The organism is Pseudorhodobacter sp. (assembly GCF_034675685.1).
Lineage (GTDB): Bacteria > Pseudomonadota > Alphaproteobacteria > Rhodobacterales > Rhodobacteraceae > Pseudorhodobacter.
This window is the reverse complement of the sequence record NZ_JAUCDA010000018.1, coordinates 235484-256075: the sequence shown is the minus strand read 5'-3', so window position 1 is coordinate 256075 and position 20592 is coordinate 235484. Positions and strand designations below refer to the sequence as shown.

Genomic DNA, 20592 nt, shown 5'->3' with positions numbered 1-20592 from the left:
TTCCTAGGCGGCACCTTCCCAGTTTTTGCCTGACCTGCGACTCCACGGCTGATGGAGATCGGGGCAGGAGTTTCGCGATGGCGACTACGGTGGAGTTTCTCAGGGACTACGGTGTGGAGATACGGGCCAATGGTCAGAAGCGGTGGCCAGACGAGGTCAAGGCGCAGATCGTTGCAGAAAGCCTGATGCCTGGTGTGACGGTGAACGCGGTTGCGGCGCGGTATGGGCTTCGGGCGAACCACTTGTCGGAATGGCGTGGTCGGGCGCGCGACGGGAAGTTGGTTTTGCCTGCGCTGGCGGACAGCGGCTTTTGTTTTGCGCCTCTTGTGCTGTTGGATGAGAATACTGGTGCTGTGCCAACGCGTCCTGAGCGGCCGGGCCAGTCTGAAGCGCAGCCCTTGGGATTTATCGAGATCGCCGTGGGCCAGGTGACAATCCGGTTGGACGGTGCAACGACAGCCACGCGGATTGCCGAGATTGTGCGGGCGATCGGGCCGTCGTCATGATGCTCCCCTCGAACCGGGTGCGGTTTCTGGTCTCGACGCAGCCTGTCGACTTCAGGAAAGGCCATGATGGCCTGGCAGCAATTGTGTCGTCTGTGCTACGCAAGGATCCGTTCACCGGCACGGTCTTTGTGTTCCGCTCGCGTAAGGCGGACAGGTTGAAGCTGCTCTTCTGGGATGGCACTGGCTTGGTGATGGCCTACAAGCGGCTGGAGGATGCGACATTCACTTGGCCCGCGATCAAGGATGGGTGATGGCGCTGAACCACGCCCAGTTCGAGGCGCTGTTTGCGGGTCTCGACTGGCGCAAAGTAAAGGCATTGGAGGCACGCCCGCCAGCTGCGGCAGAGTGAATCAACCGCTTGGTTTGGCGTGTTTTTGCGGGGGTTTTTATGGTAGCTTCAGCCCATGCAAACCGCACCCGTCATCGACCTTTCCGCCATCCCGGCCGCGCAACGCGCGGCGGTGCTGGCGTTGATGGAAACGGTGGCGACACTGACAGAAATCACCCGTCGGCAAGAGCATCTCATCGCCGAGCTGAACCACGCCCTGCATGGCAAGCGGTCAGAAAAGCTGTCTGAAGATGAACGCCAGCTGGCGTTCGAAGACCTGTCCATCGCCTTGGCCGAGGTTGAGACAGAAAAGAAAACGCGGGCCGCCAAGGCGGACAACGGGACGACCAAGCCTACGCCCAAGCGCACCATCGGCAACCTGCCAGCCGCGCTGCCGCGGATCGAAGAGATCGTTGAGCCCGCCAGCCTGATCTGCCCCTGTGGCTGCGGTGTCATGCACAAGATCGGCGAAGACCGCAGCGAGCGGCTGGACATCGTGCCGGCGCAGTTGCGCGTCATCGTGACCGTGCGGCCGAAGTATGCCTGCCGGACCTGCACCGACGGGGTGACCCAAGCCCCAGCACCCAGCCATCTGATCATGGGCGGCCTGCCGACCGAGGCCACCATCGCCCATGTGCTGGTCAGCAAATATGCGGACCATCTTCCCTTGTATCGCCAGAGCCAGATCATGGCACGGGCGGGCCTCGATCTGCACCGCGCCGTGCTGGCCGACTGGGTCGGCAAGGCTGCGTTCCACCTGAAACCCATCGTTGACCGGCTGGCCGACCACCTGAAGCGGTCATCCAAACTGTTCATGGACGAGACAACAGCCCCGGTGCTGGACCCGGGGCGCGGTGTGACAAAGACCGGATATCTCTGGGCGCTCGCCCGTGATGACAGGCCGTGGGGCGGCGAGGACCCGCCCGGCGTCGTCTACTTCTATGCCCCCGGCCGCGCGGGCGAGAATGCCGAAACCTTCCTCACCGGCTTCGATGGCATCCTGCAGATCGATGGTTACACCGGCTACAACCGCCTGACCAAACCCGCGCGCAAGGGAGGTGCGCCCATTCGGGTGGCGCACTGCTGGGCGCATGCCCGACGCAAACTCAAGGAGGTCTTCGATCGCGACGGATCGGAGATCGCCGCCGAGGGTCTGCGCCGCATCGCTGAGTTCTATGCCGTCGAGGCCGACATCCGCGGCGTCTCGCAAGGCCAGCGCCTATCTGCCCGCCAAGCCCGCACCGCGCCGTTGGTGGCCGCATTCGGTGACTGGCTGCAGACCCATCGCCGCAAGATCTCCGCAAAATCCCGCCTGGGCGAAAAGCTGACCTACATCCATAACCACTGGGACGGGCTGCAAACCTTCCTGCAGGACGGCAGCGTGGAGATTGACTCCAACAGGGTTGAAAACCTGATCCGCCCGATAGCCCTTAATCGCAAAAACGCGCTCTTCGCCCCCTCTCGGGATTTTGGCCTTGCCAAAACCCTGCCGGGCAACGGGGCATGACGAAGGCGGCATCGCCTGGGGCCGCATCGCCTCGCTCATCGAGACCTGCAAGATTAACGGCATCGAGCCCTTTGCCTATCTCAAGGCAACCCTGACCGCGATTGCCAACGGCCACCCACAAAGCCGCCTAGACGACCTGCTGCCGTGGAACTTCACGCCGCCAAGATAAGGTGACAGTGCTACCCAGCGACCGCTTACGTAAGACCGGTCAGAAGATCGGCAATTTCTTCGTTCTCGGCGCGCAGCTTGGGGCCATAGCGATAACAGGTCTCGCTGACACCAAAGGCACGGCAGGCCAAGGCGATACTGGCCCCGCGTCGCGCCACTGCATTCTCGGCCATCTTTCGGCGTTGACCCACGGCAAATGCGCGCAGTTGCCTGCCAGGCAACGGATGGCCGATCTACTTTTTTCCAAGGGCCTGCTCAGGGTCTCTCGGACCGGTGGCGTTCACCTTCGCAGTTCACAAATCAGCTTGCATGCTCAGGTCCGCATACATCCGCTTCAGCCTGCGGTTCTTATTCGGCGGGAAAACAGTCCCCCGGACGGTTTTCTGATCCGCCTGTTTCCATGGCTTTCATCTGGCTAACCATGGACGCATCCCTGCCGCCGTATTTTGACCGCCATTTGTAAAACGAGGCATTGCTCCCATTCGGGACATTGCTGCGCAATACCCTGCCGGGCAGTGCATGCCATGTTCACGGCAAAGCTCGGCCACCGGCACACCGCCTTCAGCTTGGCGCAGGATCGCAAGGATCTGGGCTTCGCTATATCTGGTCATCTTCCTCTGAATCTCCTCGTTCATCTTGCCGAGAAAATTCTACTTTTGCTGCCCCTTGCTTTTGGGGGGATTACCGCATCAAGTTAAATACCCACGGGCCCTAGCATTACAGTTGCATTTTACTCTGATGTCTGAATCCATAGTTTCCATAAATCGGAGGTCATGGATGACAGGTGCATCAGTCGAGGCGACGCTTGAACTTTGGGCGTCTTCGTTGCGGAAGTGAAGGCGCGGATGCGACCGTTGTTCACGCAGGAGCGTGTGGCGGTGTCAGCGGGCCATTTTTTGGACGGCTTACTGGGGGAAGAAAGACGCAAGACGGGATGGATGCGTGCGGAAGCAGCGGGCGATCTCGGCCCCTGGCGGCAACAGGCGATCCTGGGTCGCGGATGCTGGGACGCGGATTCTTTGCGCGACATCATGCGTGATTACGCGCTTGAGACGCTGGCCGATCCCGATGCCGTTCTCGTGCTTGATGAGCCGGTTTTCTCAAGCAGGGCAAGGCATCCTGCGGGGTCGGTCGGCAATATACGGTTCGGCCGGCAAGATCACCAATTGCCAGATCGGTGTGTTCGCATCCTATGTCTCCCGGCATGGTCATGCCTTCATTGATCGGGCGCTCTATCTGCCAAAGGGCTGGGCGGATGACCGGGATCGCCTGGCGGCGGCCCATGTGCCGGACAGCATTCGCTTTGCCACCAAGCCAGCACTGGCGCGCACGATGATCGAGCGGGCGATTGCTTCAAACGTGCCGTTTTCCTGGGTGGCGGCCGACAGCGTTTATGGCGTGGGAGACATGGAAATGGCGCTCAAACGCGCAGCCAAAGGCTATGTGCTGGGTGTGAACGCCAACCATTCGTTCCGCTCATGGGGTAAGCCGCTGGCCGTAAACGGAACCGCGAAGGACATCGCTGAAGCTTTGCCCGAGGATGCCTGGCACCGGCTGTCAGCAGGCCAGGGGACCAAAGGCGCGAGACTGCATGACTGGGCCTATCTCGATCTCGCTGATCTTGACGCCGATGATTTCAGCGCGGATTTCACCGGTGTCCGGACACGCGGGCTGCTGATCCGCCGCAATATCGCCGATGGCGACCTCGCCTTCTTCTCGACCTGGTGCCCGGTTGGCACGCCTGTGGAAAAACTGGTGACGGTGGAGGGGCATCGTTGGGCGATCGAAGAGAGTTTTGAGACTGCCAAAAATGAGTTCGGCCTCGACCACAACGAAACCCGCTCTTGGCATGGCTGGCATCGCCACGTCTCGCTGGTGATGCTCGCGTTCGCGATGATGGCAGTCATCCGCAATCGGGCCAAAACTCGCCCCTTGATCCCCAAAAAAGATGCGGTCGGTATGGCGAAAGACCGCCAACTGATCCGCTGGTCGATGCAGGAAATCCGCCGCATCGCCACCCGCCTCGCACGGCAACAAATTCATCCCGCCCATGTCATTGCATGGTCGCTCTGGCGACGCGCTCATCAGGCCATAGCCCAACAGACACACTTCAAATCAAATATGCAACTGTAATGCTAGGGCCCGTTGAGATTCATCGAGAGTTGATGATAGCGGCGGCCAGATAGATTATTGAAGCGAAGCTCTGGTCTGTTTTACAGGCCCGCAGGGCTATACGTTTGAATTCCTTCAGTTTTTGAAAGTAGTTCTCAATCAGATGCCGCCATTTGTAACTATGGTTGTCGAACTCTGGCGGGAATTTTCGGTTGGATTTTGGCGGGATGACCGGAATAATTCCTGAAACACTCAGTGTTTCGCGCAGCCAGTTGGCGTCAAATGCGCGATCCGCAAGGAACATTTTGCAGGAAATACCCTCAATGATCTCCGCCGTTTCGCGCAGATCATGGACTTGCCCCGGCATCAGACGAAATGAAACCAGATTGCCGAGCGCATCAGTCAGGCCCAGAATTTTTGTGGTAATTCCACCGCGAGATCGCCCTATAGCCTGGCTTTGAGTCCCCCTTTTGCGCCCTGTCCGTGGCGGTGAACCTTGCAGATTGTGCCATCAATCATGACGCATTCCATGTCAGGATCACCCGACACGGCGTCAAATATCCGTTTGAAAACATCGGCTTTGACCCAATGTCGGAAGCGTTTGAAAATGGTGTTCCAGTTGCCAAATTCAGCTGGAAGATCACGCCACGGGGCACCGGTTCGGGCAATCCACAAAACCGCCTCCATGAAAACGCGACTGTCCCCACCCGTGCGACCGGGGTCACCTTTTTTGCCAAAACAATGCGGCTCCATCAAAGCCCACTGGGTATCGTTGATAACAAAACGCTCGCTCAACATCCAAACCTCCTTTTTTGAAGGAGTGAATCAGAAGTCAGCCAAATTGTGAAATCCTGAATCTCAACAAGCCCTAGAATTATCTGCCACCCGCTTTCTTTTCGGCAAAAATATCCTCAAGGGGGGAATTGCCCTTCAGGGCAAGGGGGGACAGAATGTCCCCCGGCGCTGTTTGTGCCAAAGCCGCCGCTTGCCTATCGCCCGCATCGGACCGATATATGGGGTATGAATCTGCCACCCGGTTTCCTTGATGAATTGCGCTCGCGCATCTCCTTGTCCCAAGTCGTTGGGCGCAAGGTGGTTTGGGATATGCGTAAATCCAACCAGGGCAAAGGCGATATGTGGGCGCCCTGCCCATTCCATCAGGAAAAATCCGCTAGCTTCCATATCGATGATCGCAAAGGATTCTACTATTGCTTTGGCTGTCAGGCCAAGGGTGATGCGCTTGGCTTTATCATGGAGACCGAGAATCTTGGTTTCATGGAGGCGGTAGAGTTGCTTGCGCGCGAAGCGGGTATGCCGATGCCTGCGCGTGATCCGGTGGCCGCCCAAAAGGCCGACAGGCGGGGTCAGTTGGCCGAGGTGATGGAGGAGGCAGTGAAATTTTTCCGTCTGCAACTGAAAACGGCGGGCGGGCAGGCAGCACGAGACTATCTTGACCGCCGGGGGCTAAGAACGGATGCGCAGGAACGGTGGCAAATCGGTTGGGCGCCGGATACACGGCAAGGTATTTTTACGGCGCTGCAAACCAAGGGTTTCAGCCCCGATCTGATTGTCGATTCTGGCGTTTGTGCCAGGCCCGACGATGGCCGCGCGCCTTATGACCGCTTTCGCGGGCGGATCATTTTTCCGATTCGTGATGGTCGGGGCCGCGCGATCAGCCTTGGCGGGCGGTCGCTTGATCCGAACGCCTTGGCAAAATATCTGAACGGGCCGCAAACAGAGCTGTTCGACAAGGGCCGCAACCTGTTCAATCTTGCCCCCGCGCGCGAGGCTGCGGGCAAGGGCGCCCCGCTGATTGTGGCCGAAGGCTATATGGATGTGATCGCTCTGTCCGAGGCGGGCTTCAAAGCTACTGTCGCGCCCCTTGGGACGGCGGTGACAGAAGCGCAGTTGCGGCTGATGTGGCGGGTCTCAAGCGAGCCGGTAATTGCGCTGGACGGTGATGCGGCGGGGCTGCGGGCGGCATTGCGGGTGATTGATCTGGCTTTGCCACTGCTGGAGGCGGGGCAGGGCTTACGCTTTGCCGTGCTGCCAGCGGGGTTGGACCCGGATGATCTGCTGAAGGCGCAAGGGGCGGGGGCAATGCAGGCGGTGCTGGACGCAGCGCAACCGATGGTGAACCTGCTGTGGCAGCGTGAAACCGAAGGTCGCAGCTTTGACAGCCCCGAACGCAAGGCGGCATTGGAGAAAGCATTGAATACCGCGATTTTGCGGATCAATGACGTCAGCATTCGGAAACATTATGAAAACACGATCAAACGTCTGAGTTGGGATCTGTTCAGCCAGGCGCGCAAATCAGCGCCGCGCAGGGAATGGGTTCCGGGGCAAGGCGGCAAGGGCAAGCCATGGCAGAGTGCACTTCCTCCGGTGGCGACGACCAAAACTTCGGCGCTTGTGTTGGGCAGCGACGACGAGCGGGTGCTGGAGCAGATTGTGCTTGCGGTGCTGCTGACGCATCACACCCTGATCAGGCGCTTTGAACCGATCCTGGATCGGATTGAACTTTCGGACCCGTCCGAGGACAGGTTGCGCCTTGCCTTGTTGCATATGGGCGACGGCGCTGAAATGCGGGATATATTGATGGCCGAGCACCGCGCGGTGGTTGAAAGCTTGCTTAGCCAAAACCATGTCATGACGGCACCACCGGTTCTGAAGACAGATGATCTTGATTTTGCCGAAATCTGTGTTGACGACATGTTGCGCAAATTGTTGTCCGCCCGCGCCGGGCGGCGCGAAGTGAATGAGGCGGCAGAAGATCTGGGCGGCCTTGCGGATGAGGGCCTGACGTGGCGGATTACACAGGCCAATGAAGCGCGGTTCTCGGCTGCCAAAGGGCCGCAAGCGGTGAAGGGCGAAGGGTTTGTTGCCGAAAACGGGGTCGAAATGGACCGTGACGAGTTGGAAGAAGCCCGCAGTCTTTGGGACCGTATTGATTTTGGCCGTAGCGGCCGTTCAAAGCCCTGAAATACAGCTATCGCGGGCTGTGTGGGGCAAAACCGCAGGAGGGGTCTTTTAACTTCCGAAAGAAAGCTGATAAACGGGCTAATCATGGGGAAATTGGGGCATATGCCTTTTCCCCCCAGTGATTCGCGCTAATGATTCGTACATTCGACCGATTGATTCGGTTTAACAGACCAGAGCATTCGGCCAAAGGAGCATCCATGGCAGCCAAAGACAGTGACGACAGCAAACAAGACGATGCTGAGGCCGATGGCTCGCTCGATATGAGCCAAGCTGCCATCAAGAAGATGATCGCGGATGCACGCGAGCGCGGCTATATTACTTATGATCAGTTGAACGCGGTAATGCCGCCGGAACAGGTATCTTCCGATCAGATCGAAGACGTGATGTCCATGCTGTCTGAGATGGGCATTCAGGTCACCGAAGAAGCCGAGATGGAAGAAAGCGGCTCTGCGGGCGAGTTGGTGGAAACCAATGCCGGCTCACGCGAGGTGGCATTGTCGGGTGCTGCGGCGGAAACGCTGGACCGGACGGATGACCCTGTGCGGATGTATCTGCGCGAAATGGGGTCGGTGGAGCTGCTGAGCCGCGAGGGCGAGATTGCCATTGCCAAGCGGATCGAGGCCGGGCGCAACACGATGATCCTGGGGCTTTGCGAAAGCCCGCTGACCTTTCAGGCCATCACCATTTGGCGCGACGAACTTCTGAACGAAGATATTTTGTTGCGCGATGTGATCGACCTTGAATCGACCTTTGACCGGGATATGGACGGCGAAGGTGAGGAAGGGCTGAGCAGTGGTCTTGGGGTCGAAGGCGAGCCTGCGACCACCAGCAAGCGTGACACCGGGCCCGAATTGGATGCCGACGGCAATCCGTTGTCGCGCGCCGAAAGTGATGATGACGATGATGACGACGAAGCCTCCAATATGTCGCTTGCGGCGATGGAGGCCGCGTTAAAGCCGCGCGTGCTTGAAACGCTTGAAGTCATCGCGCATGACTATGAAATGCTTGCTGAAATGCAGACTTTGCGCATGTCGGCGACGATGAACAAAAAGGACCTGTTCACCTCCAAAGAGGAAGCCGCCTATCAAAAGCTGCGCTCTGAGATCGTGTTGCTGGTCAATGAATTGCACCTGCATAACAACCGGATTGAAGCGCTGATCGACCAGCTTTACGGTATCAACCGCCGGATTATGGCGATCAACTCGGGTATGGTGAAGCTGGCGGATCAGGCCCGCATCAACCGTCGTGAGTTTATCGAAGAATATCAGGGCTATGAGCTGGACCCGACCTGGTGCGACCGTATGGCCGCCAAGGATGGGCGCGGCTGGCAAGCGTTGATGGACAAAAGCCGCGAGAAGGTTGAGGAATTGCGCGATGAGATGGCGCAGGTCGGCTCCTACGTCGGTGTCGATATTTCTGAATTTCGCCGGATCGTCAATCAGGTCCAGAAGGGCGAGAAAGAAGCCCGTCAGGCCAAGAAAGAAATGGTCGAAGCGAACCTTCGCCTGGTTATCTCGATTGCGAAGAAGTACACGAACCGCGGCTTGCAATTCCTTGATCTTATTCAGGAAGGCAATATCGGCCTGATGAAGGCGGTGGATAAATTCGAATACCGCCGCGGCTATAAGTTCAGCACTTATGCAACATGGTGGATCCGTCAGGCGATCACGCGCTCGATCGCTGATCAGGCCCGCACGATCCGCATTCCGGTGCATATGATTGAAACGATCAACAAGCTGGTTCGCACGGGTCGGCAGATGTTGCACGAGATTGGCCGTGAACCGACACCGGAAGAACTGGCCGAAAAGCTGCAAATGCCATTGGAAAAAGTGCGAAAGGTGATGAAAATCGCCAAAGAGCCGATTTCCCTGGAAACCCCGATTGGCGATGAGGAAGACAGCCAGCTTGGTGATTTCATCGAAGACAAGAATGCGGTTTTGCCCTTGGATTCGGCGATTCAGGAAAACTTGAAAGAAACCACCACGCGGGTTCTGGCATCGCTTACGCCGCGCGAAGAGCGGGTTTTGCGGATGCGGTTCGGCATTGGCATGAATACGGATCATACGTTGGAAGAGGTCGGGCAACAGTTCTCTGTGACCCGCGAGCGTATCCGCCAGATTGAGGCAAAGGCGTTGCGGAAACTGAAACATCCAAGCCGAAGCAGAAAACTGCGGAGCTTCTTGGACCAGTAAAGAAAAGCGCCCTACGGGGCGCTTTTTGTTGGGCGGTGGGCCGTTTGTTGCCATCCTTGCCCGGCGCAGTACGCTTTTGAAAGAAGGGGGCTACTGGTGGCAAGGGGCCGGGCGCGTGCTCTGCTATTGGCTTTGTGGTCACAGTGGATGGGGCGGAAAATCTGTCCGGCTCATGGCACCAGAGCGTGTTTTATTCGGTTGCCCTCATGCGCTGCAGCTTTGAAAAGTTGTCGTATTCCTCGTCTGCGAATAGGGTGCAGATTGGCCCGACGGCAACAGAGAAAACAATGCAGGATACGCTTGGGGCGATGTTTCGTAAGCGATGTTCCCGCCCCATCTTCTTGCTGAATCGGTAAACGCCATTACCCTTTTCATGGAGATTTGCACGGGGAGGTGGCCGTGAGAGCCTATCGGGAGCGCAACAGGGCTGTTGGCGGCGCCATTGGCCAAGCGGCGATGGTCGGATGTGGCCGATGGGGCGGCAATTTCTTGCGGGGGCCAAATTGGCTATGCCTGTGGCGACCACTCCAACCGGGACCGAGGTATTTTTGTCGGCGACGACGCCAGAGCAGAATCGCCGCTGGGCTGGCTTGCCGGGGGCTGATGTGGGGTTTATGGTTCCATCCGAACACCCGGCCCGATGGGCCCATGCCAAACCAACCAAAAAGGGCGTAACCGATGAAAAAACTTGTTCTGACAGGGGCGGCCGGGCGGCTCGGCTCTTACCTGCGTGAACCGCTGTCAAAGCTGTGTGATGAGCTGGTAACGACCGACCGCGCCGCCGATATCGGCAAGCTTTACCCGAATGAGCGCTATGTACAAGCCGATCTAGCCGATCTGGCCCCCATGGTCGATTTGCTGCAAGGCGCTGATATGGTGGTACATTTCGGTGCGATTGGGGATGAGGCCCCCTGGGATCAGATTTTGCCGTCCAACATCGTCGGGGCCTATAATATCTGGGAAGCGGCCTATCAAAACAAGGTGCGGCGTGTGGTCTATGCCTCGTCTATTCATGCGGTGGGCATGTATCCGAAAAACCAGTTTATCGGCACCGATGTGCCGCACCGGCCCGATACATTCTATGGCCTGGCCAAGTGTTTTGCCGAAGATCTGGCCAGCCTGTATTGGGAAAAGCGCGGGGTAGAGTCGGTTTGCATGCGGATTCTCAGCGCGGCCAATGTGGGCAACCCCCGCGCTCTGGGGTCGTGGCTAAGCTATGATGACCTGATCCATCTGGTCGAGCGGTCAATTGATACGCCGGTGACTGGCTTTACCATCGTTTACGGCGTGTCAAACAATGATCGCGCGCCGGTAGATAATGCCAAGGCACATTATCTGGGCTATCGGCCCAAGGACAATGCCGAGCAATTCGCGGCACAGATGCTTGCCACTTCCGCGCCGCTGAACCCACAAGACCTTTCCGATATGTGCCATGGCGGACCATTTGCCACGATTCCGCTGGGGGAAAGTGCTGCGTCAAAGCTGAACATTGTCGATGACAGCAAGAAAACCTGAGGCAGCCTGAAGTCAACTGGTCGCGTCGAAGAAGACCATCGGGGCGACCAGACAAGAGTCGTCCGGGCGCTGAAAGTGAGCTTATCGCCTTGGGCGGCGTTTTATGCGCCGCCCATTATTGGTTTCGTTACGGTTCTGGGGTTTGTTCAGATGGCGTTTTGCACAGGCGGCAGCGGCCTTTGGCTGCTCTCATTATATCAGGTGCGTAAACCCGTATGGTCGCAAGCCCATCAAACCCCGCGCAGGGGCGGCGTTTGCGCGGGCAGGGCTGCCCCCTTGGTCGGGCTATGCGCCGGATTGCTCATGTTTCCCAGGGGTGCCATCCGTCCCGGCATCTTCACCCAGATCGCCCCCCGCATCCGGCGGTGGGCTGATCAGTTGAATCCTGCGGTAGGGGGCGATGCTGCCGGCGCTGCGCAGCGCATCATCAATAAGGCTGTAAACTTCGTCACGGCAGTCGGCGGCGCGTTCGTACCGGGGCACCCAATAGCGCACGGTATAGCTGATGCCGCCTTCCTCGTAGGACCTGACGCGGATATCCGGCGCCGGTTCTTGTAGCATTACTTTGGCCTTGCTCATGGCTGTCAACATGATCTTGCGGGCTTTGCCAACTGACAACACATGATCAAGTGTAATGTTGATCTGCGCCCGGAACTCTCGTTTCGGGGCTGAAAAATTGGTGATGCGCTGGCGTGCAATCTGGCTGTTGGGCAAAATCATATAGGTGGCATCAAGCGTTTGCAGGCGGGTGGTGCGCCAGCCGATTTCAATCGCTTTGCCCTGCGCCAATGTGTCGATGTCAATCCAGTCCCCAATGCGAAACGGCGCCTCAATCGCAAGCGCAATGCCCGAGAGCGTATCGGCGACAACGTTGCGGATCGCAAAGCCAAGAAGTGCCAGGATAATGGTAGAGCCCGCCAGAGCACCAAGGGCACCTTGGCCCAAGTATAGTGACCCGATCCCGGTAAATGCAGACAAGAATAAAATTGCCGTGATCAGGTCTTTCAACAGGCGGGGGTAGGGCCGCTTGCCGCCAAGTTGATCCAGAATCAGCGCCATGACGCGACTTGCCATCCATGCGGATGCCAGGTAGATGGCCGCCATTATCAGCAGCGAAATCGACCTATTCTGCGCGACAACGTCTGGTAATTCAGCTTGGTATGAATAAAGGCCAATACTGGCTGAAAGCGCAATCACGGGAAGAAAAAGGCGACGCAAGTGCTGTTTTACATTCATGAATGTTTCCTCGATGCGCGGCCCCCGAAGTTCGGACACTGATGCAAGCTGCGGTTTCCAGGCTGCTGATCTTTGATACGAAAGCGATTGGAGCTGTGATAACGGAAGCAATATCATCCAGGGTTCAAGGTCAAGGTGGGAGTTGAAAGGGGCGAAACAGGCAGCGATCGGGCAAGCCGGTTTGGCCCCTTGCCGCTGGTGGGTTCGCGCCAGGTCCGGGCCGGAATAATCAGCGCAGCTTATACCCTGCCCGGCGCCTTTTCTATTGGCTTGCGCGCGACCAGATCAATCAGGGCCGCTGGCCCGCTATGCCCCGGCCCCTCATCAAGCACGGCCTCATAGGCTTGCAGGCGCAGAATTTCAAAATCCTCAAAGGCGTTGGCCAGCATGTCGGTGGTATACAGGTTCTCTTGCAGCCGCGGCCCGCCCGAGGTGTTTTGCAACTGTTCAGGCGTGAACCCGTGCAACAAGATCAGCCCGCCAGGCTTCACCGTATGCTTCATGCCCTCAAAAATGGTCTTGCGAAACGCGGGGTCGGCGAATTGAATGAACACCGCGACAACCCTGTCAAAGCTGTCCGCCTGCCAATCCCATGTCCGCAGATCCGCCAGTTGATAGGTCAGGCTTACGCCTCGCTGATCGGCCAGGGCACGGGCCTTGGCCAGCCCGTTCTCTGCGGCGTCCATCGCCGTCACCTGCAAGCCTTCCTGGGCCAGCCAGGTTGAATTGCGCCCCTCGCCATCGGCGATGACCAAGGCTGTTTGGTTCGGCTGAAAACAGAGGCGTTGATCCACCAAAAACTGCGCCGGGTCTGTTCCGAACAGATAGGTTTCGCTGTCGTATCTTTGGTTCCACATGGTGTCATTCCGGCATTTATGGGGGCATCGCAAACTATGCCCTGCCGCTTTGCGAAGGGCAAGCACTTGCCCTCTCGCGTTTCGACTTGGCCTTGAAACCCAGCCGATCACATAACGCCTTGAAATATTTGAATTCAGGCCGCGATATGTGGGCGAGGGCCAAGGCGAAACGCTTTTTGGCCTTACGCGCGGGAAAGCACCGCTTGGGGCCGCAATTTCGCAAGGCCCTGCGTGATAAACCCGGCCAGACCAGCCTTGATCAAATCCCCCGGAATGTAGGTTGCAACGAGAAGTGAGGCCGCAAGCCAGTTTTTGCCCAGAATAAGCGCCATGCCCGTGATCCCAAACAGATAAAGCACCAAAACCCCGCCAATCAAGGCCCCGCCAAAGGCGGCAATCCCCAGGCTTGCGCGGGTTTTTTCAACCACCAACCCGGTGACAAAGGCCGCCACAGGAAAACCGATGACAAACCCCATTGATGGCCCTGCAAAGACCCCCAAACCGCCACGCCCGCCGCTGAGCAAAGGCAAGCCCAGCGCCACCAGCCCGACGAACAGCAGCGCCGCCAATCCGCCCCGTTTTGCCCCCAAAACCGTCCCGCACAGCATCACCCCAAGGCTTTGCGCCGTGATCGGCACGCCGCTTGCCAGGGTTATTTGCGGCACCAAGCCCAGCACAGCGATCAATGCGGCAAAAAGGGCGATATAGGTGACATTCTTTTCCATCTGGGTCATTCTCTTTTCAATTACAATCCACCGCGCGCCCGTATCGCCTCGGCGATCCGGTCGGCATCATCCAGCGCCATCAAACTGATCGGCAAGACGATGCGCCAATTCGCCCGCCGCGCCGAGCGCGCCCGCCATGCCTGCCCGAGTTGCCGCGCCTTGTCCATCAAAACGGGCGTAAAGCGGATCACCAAAGCAATCGCCACCGCCAAAACCCGCGGTTGGGCCCCAAAGCGGGCCAGCGGGGCGGTGACGCGTTCCACGACCGCAATCATATCATCCAGCCGCGTTGTCATCGTCACCAAATTCGCCAAGGCGACCGCCACCAGCATCTTGCCGCCAATCGCCAGCCCCAGCGCCCAACTTCCCGTCCAGCCATGCCACAGCGCAAGGATTGCCAGAAATGGCCAGAGCGGGCGCAGCATGGCCACCCCATAGCGTGCAAAGGGCCATCCAAAGGCAAGGTAAAGCGCGGCCACCGCCCCGCCTGCCGCCACGATCAGCGCCAGGGATTGCAGGGTAAACAAACCGATGCTCAGCCCCGCGAGGGCCAGCAGTTTCGGCCCTGCGGCAAGCCGATGCAAAGATGTTTCAAACGGTGAGGTCAGTGTCAGCATCTACTTCCCCCAAGCGCCCCATCTCGGCGGTGAACGCCGCCACAACCGGCCCCGCCGCACCATCAGCCTGTACGCGCCCGCCTTCCAGCCAGATCACCCGATCATACCCGGCAAGTGCCTTTGGGTCATGGGTAATCAGGATCAGCCGTTGTGACAAGCTGGCCAGTTCACGGTCCAGCCGGGTCTGGGTGGGCAGGTCAAGCCCCGCGAAAGGTTCATCCAATAAAATGGTGTGCGGCTGCATCGCCAGCACTGACAGCAGGCACAAAAAGTGGCGTTGGCCTTGGGAAAGGGCGGTAACGGCCTGCGTCTCCCAGTGGCTGCGGCCATGCCGGGCCAAAAGGCTGCGGGCCGTCAAGGTTGCCGCTGCTTTGTCGAGTCCTTGCTGGCGCAGACCAAAGGCAAGCTCTTCGCCGACCGTTGGAAAGATGATCTGATGATCGGGGTTCTGGAACAGGATGCCGATGCGTGACAGCATCGCCTTGCGGTCCTTTGCCGGATCAAGATCGGCAACGCGTACTGTGCCGCTTGTCGGCACGATCAACCCCGCAACCAATCGCAAAAAAGTCGATTTTCCCGACCCGTTGCGCCCGATAAGCCCAATGCGCCGCTCGGTCAGGTGCAGGTTCAACCCTGACAGGATGGGCCGCCCGGCAATGGCAAAGCCCGCCCCGCGCAGGTGCACGCTGTTGCAAGCGGGGTCTGCTGTGGCAACTGGCAAGGGGTCAGGCATTCGGTCTGGCTTTCTGTGACGTTGCGCGCTTTTAGCGGGTTCAGGCAACGCTGCCAAGCAGCCAGAAAAAAGCCGGATCGCCCCGCAATGGGAGGATCCGGCCAGTGGGACACGGGGAAAGTGTCGACAGGGAACAGCAGAAAAACGTGTGTCAGCAAGCAGCGATATATCGCTGGCCTTGGCTGTTGCGATAATAGCATTTGTTGTTGCCGGGCGCTGTGCCGATCAGGGTTGATGCAGCAACGCCCGCCGCAGCCCCCAAGGCAGCCCCGGACAAACGGTTGTCCTTGTCCGAGATTGCAGCGCCAATCACGCCACCGGCAACGGCACCTGCGGCCGCATTCTGGTTGGCAGTCTGGCAGCCGGCAAGGCCAAGGGTGACGATCGGAAGAATGTAAAGCAGCTTCTTCATGGTAACCTCGCGTTAAATTTGGTTGTCGAGGATACAACGCGCCGTGATTGGAGTCGGTTCCCGATAGGCGCCAAATAATTTCCGGCGCGATGTCTGTTGAAAGGGGGCGGCACCCCGCCCCCACTCACATTATTTTACAGTACCTTAGGCTTTGCGTGCTGCGGCGACAGAGGCCTCTAGAATATCCATGGCTTCTGCGAAATGATCATCGGGAATGGTGATCGGCGCAAGGAAGCGGATTACATTGCCGTAGACGCCGCAGGTCAGCAGGATCAGGTTGCGCTTCAGCGCCTCTGCGCGCACGCGGTTGGCAAAATCCTGGTCCGGCTCTTTGCTGGTTGGATGGCCAAACTCTACCGCGACCATGAATCCGGGGCCACGAATATCAATCACCTCGGGCGTGATAGAGCGGATCGCCTCCAGCTTTTGGCGCAAACGGCTGCCCAGTTCATTGGCGCGGTCGCAAAGCTGTTCTTCCTCGATCACGTCAAGCACGGCATGGGCGGCTGCAATACCCAAAGGGTTGCCGGCATAGGTGCCACCCAAGCCGCCGGGGCGTGCCGCATCCATCAGGTCGGCGCGACCTGTAACAGCGGCCAGCGGCAAGCCACCTGCCAAACCTTTGGCCATGCAGGTCATATCGGCGGCGACATCATAGCCGTCCATCGCAAACATCGTGCCGGTACGGGCAAAGCCGGTTTGCACCTCATCGGCGATCATCATGATTCCATGCTCGTTGCAAAAGGCCCGCAGGCTGCGCAGCAAGTCTGGCGGCGCGGGGTAAAACCCGCCTTCGCCCTGCACGGGTTCAAAGATGATGGCGGCAACGCGGTCTGGGTCCAGATCGGATTTGAACAGCTTGTTCAGCGAGGACATGGCGTCGGCGGTAGAAATGCCATGCACGTCTTGCGGGAAGGGCACATGATAGACATCGGGCATCATCGCGCCAAAGCCTTTCTTGTACGGCTCCACCTTGCCGGTCAGCGACATGCCCATGAAGGTGCGGCCATGGAACGCACCGCCAAAGGCGATGATTGCCGGGCGGCCCGTGGCAATTCGTGCAATTTTAATTGCGTTTTCAACGGCTTCCGCGCCTGTGGTGACGAAAATGGTCTTTTTGGGAAAATCACCCGGAACCAGATCGTTCAGGCGCTCGGCCAAACGTACATAAGGCTCGTAAGGCAAGACCTGATGGCAGGTGTGGGTAAAACGGCCCAACTGCTCGGTCACCGCGGCCATGACCTTTGGGTGGCAATGGCCGGTGTTGACCACAGCAATGCCGGCCGCGAAATCAATATAGCGGTTGCCTTCTATATCCCATACTTCTGCATTCAACGCGCGTTCGGCATAGATTTGCGTCATCATGCCCACGCCGCGTGAAATTGCCTCATCCCGGCGCTTGGCCACTTCTGCGTTCAACATCATCTTCACCCCAATTTGAAATTCGGTTGATTTGACATTCTTTTGGGGGCCGCTTCAACCTGTCTTTGATGGTGGGTTGCCCCTGCTTTTGGTCTGTTTGCAGCATCACACGATAAATCGAAGGAAAGTTGTGCGAATGTGGTGATTGGCGTATTAATCTTCGCCAATTTGGCAGGAATACAGCGATATTCGTAGAATATTCGTGGCGCGTGATCAGCCGTCAGCCGCAGGAGGGGCCTCATTCACTGGGGCGCGCTTCATCAGGCGGTCCGATTTTTTGCGCACAAGCACCGTGCGCAAATCATGCATCGCCAAAAGCAAAGAGTCGGTAACCTGTTCCAGTTGATCGTCATTGGCGCGGGTCTGGGCCCATTGTGTTGTCAGGTTCATGTGATCGACGGCGCGCAAGATATCATCAACCTCACGCTCGGCCAGAAGATGTGACCGATGGATCATCCATCGTTCAATTTCTGCCAAATCATCTTCGGTTAGCGCGCGCACGCCATGCGGTTTCACCTCGCCGTTGCGGATATTGACCGTGGCGATCTGGTCCATTTCAATGCGGCGCTGGCGATTTTCGGTGTCCAGCCGAAACACCAGCGCGCCATTGTCGCGGATCCTGAAATAATACTCTGGCAGGTCGCCCGGCATATATGGCCCGCCCTAAACCAGACCCGCGCAAAAGGTCTGAATCCGCGTACAGGCCTCGTGCAGGGCAGCGTCAGAAGTTGCGTAGCTGACGCGGAAATTTGGCGACAGGCCAAAGGCCGCACCAAAGACCACGGCGACCCCGGTTTCCTCTAGCAGTGCGGTCGCAAACACCTCATCATTGATAATCCTGGTGCCTGCGGCGCTGGTCTTGCCGATGCAGCCGGAAATATCAGGATAAACGTAGAACGCACCTTCTGGTTTGGGGCAGGTGATGCCCTTGGCCTGGTTCAGCATACCCACGACCAGATCACGGCGACGTTGGAACAGCGCCTTGTTTTCGGTCAGAAATTCCTGTGGCCCCGTTAGCCCTTCCAAGGCGGCATGCTGGCTGATTGAACAGGGGTTCGAGGTGGATTGCGACTGAATCGTGCCCATCGCCTTGATGAGCGCCACAGGCCCCGCCGCATAGCCAATGCGCCAGCCGGTCATCGCATAGGCCTTGGAAACGCCGTTACAGGTCAGCGTGCGGTCATAAAGCCCCGGCTCTATCTGCGCGGGGGTGCAGAATTCAAAATCATCAAACACCAGATGTTCGTACATATCATCCGACATCACCCAGACATGCGGGTGGCGCATCAGCACATCCGTCAGCGCTTTCAATTCGGCCCGCGTATAGCCCGCGCCGGTGGGGTTAGAGGGCGAGTTGAAGATGAACCATTTGGTTTTTGGCGTGATTGCGGCTTCCAGCTGTTCGGGTTGCAGCTTGAAATCGGTTTCAATGCCCGCGGCCACGGCAACGGGGGTGCCGCCTGCCAGCAACACCATATCGGGGTAAGACACCCAATAGGGTGCGGGTATGATCACCTCATCCCCCGGATTGCAGGTCGCCATCAGCGCGTTATAAAGAATTTGCTTGCCGCCGGTGCCGACGCTCACTTGATTGGGGGCATATTTCAGGCCGTTTTCACGCTCGAACTTGGCGCAGATCGCCTTTTTCAGCTCGGGCATGCCATCAACGGCGGTGTATTTGGTCTTGCCGGCATCAATCGCTGCCTTGGCTGCGTCCTTGATGTTTTGCGGTGTGTCAAAATCCGGCTCACCGGCGCCAAGGCCGATCACGTCCTTGCCTGCGGCCTTCAGCTCATTTGCCTTGGTGGTCACCGCGATGGTGGGCGATGGTTTCACGCGGGCAAGGGTATCGGACAAAAAGGCCATTGGCAGGCTCCGGGTCAATGGGGGCGATGCGCCGCTGTGGCCCCCGGTTTGAACTTTGCGGCAGTTTGTCTTAAGTTGCGCGTGAAATGCGATCAAGCACTAAGAATCTTAAAGGAGCAAAGAATGACAGATATGGACAAGTCCGACTGGTACAGCGCCGAGGCTTCGACCTTTGGCGACCGTGTAGCTGGCGCGCGCGAGGCCGCACAACTGACCCAAGAAGCCCTTTCCCGCCGTCTGGGTGTGAAACTGGCGACAATCCAGAATTGGGAAAACGACCATTCAGAGCCGCGCGCAAACAAGCTGCAAATGTTGTCGGGCATGTTGAATGTCTCGATGCGTTGGTTGCTGACCGGCGAGGGGGAAGGTGTTGAAAGCCCGGTTGCGGCCAGCAGCGGTGATCTGTTGAAGGCGCTGGCCGAATTGTCGCGGATGCGGGCGCAAGCCTTGGCCTTGTCACAAGATATGGGGCATCTGGAAAAGCGACTGCGCAGTTTGATGCGTGAGACCGCGCTGTGAGTGCGGGGGGTGGCGCTGCGGCGATCGAGACGCCCGAGGCGCGCCTGAAACGTATGGCAATGCGATCATGGCGGCGTGGGACCAAGGAAATGGACATGATTTTGGGCCATTCGCCGATGCGCATCTTGCGGCGATGGGGCCTGATGATCTTGATCTGTTTGACCGTTTGCTTTGGGAAAATGATCAGGATTTACTGCCTTGGGTGTTGGGGCAGGTCGCCGCCCCTGACAGCTATGGCGATTTGATCGCAAAGATTGGCCGCTTTGCCAGAAACCGTCTGCAGCCCTGAATTTCGCGCGGTTTTTTTGCTAATTCGTGACGAAACCCGCGCGAGTTTACCGAATGTTTTTGTTTTGTACCGATTTTGCCCTGAACAATCCCTGGGCGGAGACGACTATGTCACTACATTACAACCTGCTGGACGGATCGCAAAAAGCGCTGATGGCCAGCTATCTGGAAAGCCTTGCGCTGCTTGAGCGGCTGCATCGGTTGCTGCTTGATGTGATCAAGGACGAATTTGAGCGTTTGGGGGTGCTGGAGATAAATTCGGTTCAGGCCCTGCTGCTGTTCAACGTCGGTGAAAATGAGGTGACGGCGGGCGAGCTGAAGTCTCGTGGCTATTACCAAGGTTCCAACGTCAGCTATAACCTGAAAAAACTGGTGGAGCTTGGCTATATGCATCACCAACGGTCCGAGATTGACCGTCGCTCGGTGCGGGTGCGGCTGACCGAAAAGGGCCGAGAGGTGCGCCAAATGCTGAACGACCTATTCGCGCGCCATACCGAAGGCTTTGAAAAGCGTGGGATTATTGATGCGCAGGGCATGGAGAATATCAACCAGTCGCTGAAACGGATGGAGCGGTATTGGACCGATCAGATACGCTATATCTATTGAG

Annotated in this window: 16 protein-coding genes and 5 pseudogenes; 10 read left to right on the top strand and 11 right to left on the bottom strand. The window is 58.1% G+C overall.

The window, feature by feature from the left end; genetic code table 11:
- The 3 genes and pseudogenes from tnpA to tnpC all read left to right on the top strand — a co-directional run.
- Nucleotides 1-506, top strand: a 506-nt coding sequence (gene tnpA, locus VDP61_RS16690) for an IS66-like element accessory protein TnpA (RefSeq protein ID WP_323007982.1), incomplete at its 5' end; no start/stop codon positions are given.
- On the top strand, nucleotides 503-757 hold the full coding sequence (gene tnpB / locus VDP61_RS16685) for an IS66 family insertion sequence element accessory protein TnpB (RefSeq protein ID WP_323007981.1): 255 nt from the start codon (nucleotides 503-505) through the stop codon (nucleotides 755-757). The genes tnpA and tnpB, both read left to right, overlap by 4 nt.
- Nucleotides 758-979: 222 nt before the next feature.
- A pseudogene (gene tnpC / locus VDP61_RS16680) lies at nucleotides 980-2510 on the top strand (IS66 family transposase).
- 28 nt (nucleotides 2511-2538) lie between these two features.
- Here the strand turns inward: tnpC and VDP61_RS16675 are convergent.
- Nucleotides 2539-3144: pseudogene (locus VDP61_RS16675) on the bottom strand (transposase); the annotation flags it as partial.
- A 142-nt stretch (nucleotides 3145-3286) separates the two neighbouring features.
- Between VDP61_RS16675 and VDP61_RS16670 the strand changes: the two are divergent.
- Nucleotides 3287-4453: pseudogene (locus VDP61_RS16670) on the top strand (IS701 family transposase); the annotation flags it as partial.
- Nucleotides 4454-4661: 208 nt separating this feature from the next.
- Here VDP61_RS16670 and VDP61_RS16665 read toward each other — a convergent pair.
- A pseudogene (locus tag VDP61_RS16665) lies at nucleotides 4662-5374 on the bottom strand (IS5 family transposase).
- A 267-nt stretch (nucleotides 5375-5641) separates the two neighbouring features.
- On the opposite strand from VDP61_RS16665, the gene dnaG reads away from it, so the two are divergent.
- The 3 genes from dnaG (at nucleotide 5642) to VDP61_RS16650 (ending at nucleotide 11310) form a co-directional block, all read left to right on the top strand.
- On the top strand, nucleotides 5642-7603 hold the full coding sequence (dnaG, locus tag VDP61_RS16660) for a DNA primase (protein WP_323007980.1): 1962 nt from the start codon (nucleotides 5642-5644) through the stop codon (nucleotides 7601-7603).
- A gap of 197 nt (nucleotides 7604-7800) precedes the next feature.
- Nucleotides 7801-9795 (top strand): RNA polymerase sigma factor RpoD, encoded by a 1995-nt coding sequence (rpoD, locus tag VDP61_RS16655; protein ID WP_323007979.1) that lies wholly within the window; start codon nucleotides 7801-7803, stop codon nucleotides 9793-9795.
- A gap of 678 nt (nucleotides 9796-10473) precedes the next feature.
- Nucleotides 10474-11310: an NAD(P)-dependent oxidoreductase gene (locus tag VDP61_RS16650; protein WP_323007978.1), complete on the top strand. Its 837-nt coding sequence runs from the start codon at nucleotides 10474-10476 to the stop codon at nucleotides 11308-11310.
- A 285-nt stretch (nucleotides 11311-11595) separates the two neighbouring features.
- Here VDP61_RS16650 and VDP61_RS16645 read toward each other — a convergent pair whose 3' ends face one another.
- The 9 genes from VDP61_RS16645 to VDP61_RS16605 all read right to left on the bottom strand — a co-directional run bounded on the left by VDP61_RS16645 (nucleotide 11596) and on the right by VDP61_RS16605 (nucleotide 19178).
- Entirely contained in the window at nucleotides 11596-12369 is a 774-nt protein-coding gene (locus VDP61_RS16645) for a mechanosensitive ion channel family protein (RefSeq protein ID WP_323007977.1), read from the bottom strand.
- Nucleotides 12370-12785: 416 nt separating this feature from the next.
- A complete protein-coding gene (locus VDP61_RS16640) occupies nucleotides 12786-13403 on the bottom strand; it encodes a class I SAM-dependent methyltransferase (protein WP_323007976.1) in 618 nt (205 codons plus the stop codon).
- A 182-nt stretch (nucleotides 13404-13585) separates the two neighbouring features.
- Nucleotides 13586-14128 (bottom strand): biotin transporter BioY, encoded by a 543-nt coding sequence (locus tag VDP61_RS16635; protein ID WP_323007975.1) that lies wholly within the window; start codon nucleotides 14126-14128, stop codon nucleotides 13586-13588.
- Between the two features lie 20 nt (nucleotides 14129-14148).
- Entirely contained in the window at nucleotides 14149-14745 is a 597-nt protein-coding gene (locus tag VDP61_RS16630; RefSeq protein ID WP_323007974.1) for a CbiQ family ECF transporter T component, read from the bottom strand.
- Nucleotides 14720-15478, bottom strand: coding sequence for an ABC transporter ATP-binding protein (locus VDP61_RS16625; protein WP_323007973.1), 759 nt, complete (start codon nucleotides 15476-15478; stop codon nucleotides 14720-14722). The genes VDP61_RS16630 and VDP61_RS16625 overlap by 26 nt, the downstream gene beginning before the upstream one ends.
- A gap of 151 nt (nucleotides 15479-15629) precedes the next feature.
- Nucleotides 15630-15890 (bottom strand): glycine zipper 2TM domain-containing protein, encoded by a 261-nt coding sequence (locus tag VDP61_RS16620; protein WP_323007972.1) that lies wholly within the window; start codon nucleotides 15888-15890, stop codon nucleotides 15630-15632.
- Between the two features lie 144 nt (nucleotides 15891-16034).
- Nucleotides 16035-17312 carry a 4-aminobutyrate--2-oxoglutarate transaminase gene (locus tag VDP61_RS16615; protein ID WP_323007992.1) on the bottom strand — a complete coding sequence of 426 codons (1278 nt, stop codon included), beginning with the start codon at nucleotides 17310-17312 and terminating at the stop codon, nucleotides 16035-16037.
- Nucleotides 17313-17525: 213 nt separating this feature from the next.
- Nucleotides 17526-17963, bottom strand: a complete 438-nt coding sequence (locus VDP61_RS16610) for a hypothetical protein (protein ID WP_323007971.1) — start codon at nucleotides 17961-17963, stop codon at nucleotides 17526-17528.
- A 12-nt stretch (nucleotides 17964-17975) separates the two neighbouring features.
- Complete coding sequence (locus VDP61_RS16605) at nucleotides 17976-19178, bottom strand: pyridoxal phosphate-dependent aminotransferase (RefSeq protein WP_323007970.1); 1203 nt, start codon at nucleotides 19176-19178, stop codon at nucleotides 17976-17978.
- A 123-nt stretch (nucleotides 19179-19301) separates the two neighbouring features.
- Between VDP61_RS16605 and VDP61_RS16600 the strand changes: the two genes are divergently transcribed.
- From VDP61_RS16600 to VDP61_RS16590, 3 genes and pseudogenes are all read left to right on the top strand, one after another.
- Nucleotides 19302-19697: a helix-turn-helix transcriptional regulator gene (locus VDP61_RS16600; RefSeq protein ID WP_323007969.1), complete on the top strand. Its 396-nt coding sequence runs from the start codon at nucleotides 19302-19304 to the stop codon at nucleotides 19695-19697.
- 53 nt (nucleotides 19698-19750) lie between these two features.
- Nucleotides 19751-19986 (top strand): annotated as a pseudogene (locus VDP61_RS16595) (succinate dehydrogenase assembly factor 2).
- Nucleotides 19987-20093: 107 nt separating this feature from the next.
- Entirely contained in the window at nucleotides 20094-20591 is a 498-nt protein-coding gene (locus tag VDP61_RS16590) for a MarR family transcriptional regulator (RefSeq protein ID WP_323007968.1), read from the top strand.
- The last annotated feature ends 1 nt before the right edge of the window (nucleotide 20592 follow it).

What these genes read in the sequence shown, in the direction of transcription:
- tnpB (WP_323007981.1), top strand. Translation starts at nt 503, where the DNA reads ATGATGCTCCCCTCGAACCGGGTGCGGTTTCTGGTCTCGACGCAGCCT.
- dnaG (WP_323007980.1), top strand. Translation starts at nt 5,642, where the DNA reads ATGAATCTGCCACCCGGTTTCCTTGATGAATTGCGCTCGCGCATCTCC.
- rpoD (WP_323007979.1), top strand. Translation starts at nt 7,801, where the DNA reads ATGGCAGCCAAAGACAGTGACGACAGCAAACAAGACGATGCTGAGGCC.
- VDP61_RS16650 (WP_323007978.1), top strand. Translation starts at nt 10,474, where the DNA reads ATGAAAAAACTTGTTCTGACAGGGGCGGCCGGGCGGCTCGGCTCTTAC.
- VDP61_RS16645 (WP_323007977.1), bottom strand. Translation starts at nt 12,369, where the DNA reads ATGGCGCTGATTCTGGATCAACTTGGCGGCAAGCGGCCCTACCCCCGC.
- VDP61_RS16640 (WP_323007976.1), bottom strand. Translation starts at nt 13,403, where the DNA reads ATGTGGAACCAAAGATACGACAGCGAAACCTATCTGTTCGGAACAGAC.
- VDP61_RS16635 (WP_323007975.1), bottom strand. Translation starts at nt 14,128, where the DNA reads ATGGAAAAGAATGTCACCTATATCGCCCTTTTTGCCGCATTGATCGCT.
- VDP61_RS16630 (WP_323007974.1), bottom strand. Translation starts at nt 14,745, where the DNA reads ATGCTGACACTGACCTCACCGTTTGAAACATCTTTGCATCGGCTTGCC.
- VDP61_RS16625 (WP_323007973.1), bottom strand. Translation starts at nt 15,478, where the DNA reads ATGCCTGACCCCTTGCCAGTTGCCACAGCAGACCCCGCTTGCAACAGC.
- VDP61_RS16620 (WP_323007972.1), bottom strand. Translation starts at nt 15,890, where the DNA reads ATGAAGAAGCTGCTTTACATTCTTCCGATCGTCACCCTTGGCCTTGCC.
- VDP61_RS16615 (WP_323007992.1), bottom strand. Translation starts at nt 17,312, where the DNA reads ATGTTGAACGCAGAAGTGGCCAAGCGCCGGGATGAGGCAATTTCACGC.
- VDP61_RS16610 (WP_323007971.1), bottom strand. Translation starts at nt 17,963, where the DNA reads ATGCCGGGCGACCTGCCAGAGTATTATTTCAGGATCCGCGACAATGGC.
- VDP61_RS16605 (WP_323007970.1), bottom strand. Translation starts at nt 19,178, where the DNA reads ATGGCCTTTTTGTCCGATACCCTTGCCCGCGTGAAACCATCGCCCACC.
- VDP61_RS16600 (WP_323007969.1), top strand. Translation starts at nt 19,302, where the DNA reads ATGACAGATATGGACAAGTCCGACTGGTACAGCGCCGAGGCTTCGACC.
- VDP61_RS16590 (WP_323007968.1), top strand. Translation starts at nt 20,094, where the DNA reads ATGTCACTACATTACAACCTGCTGGACGGATCGCAAAAAGCGCTGATG.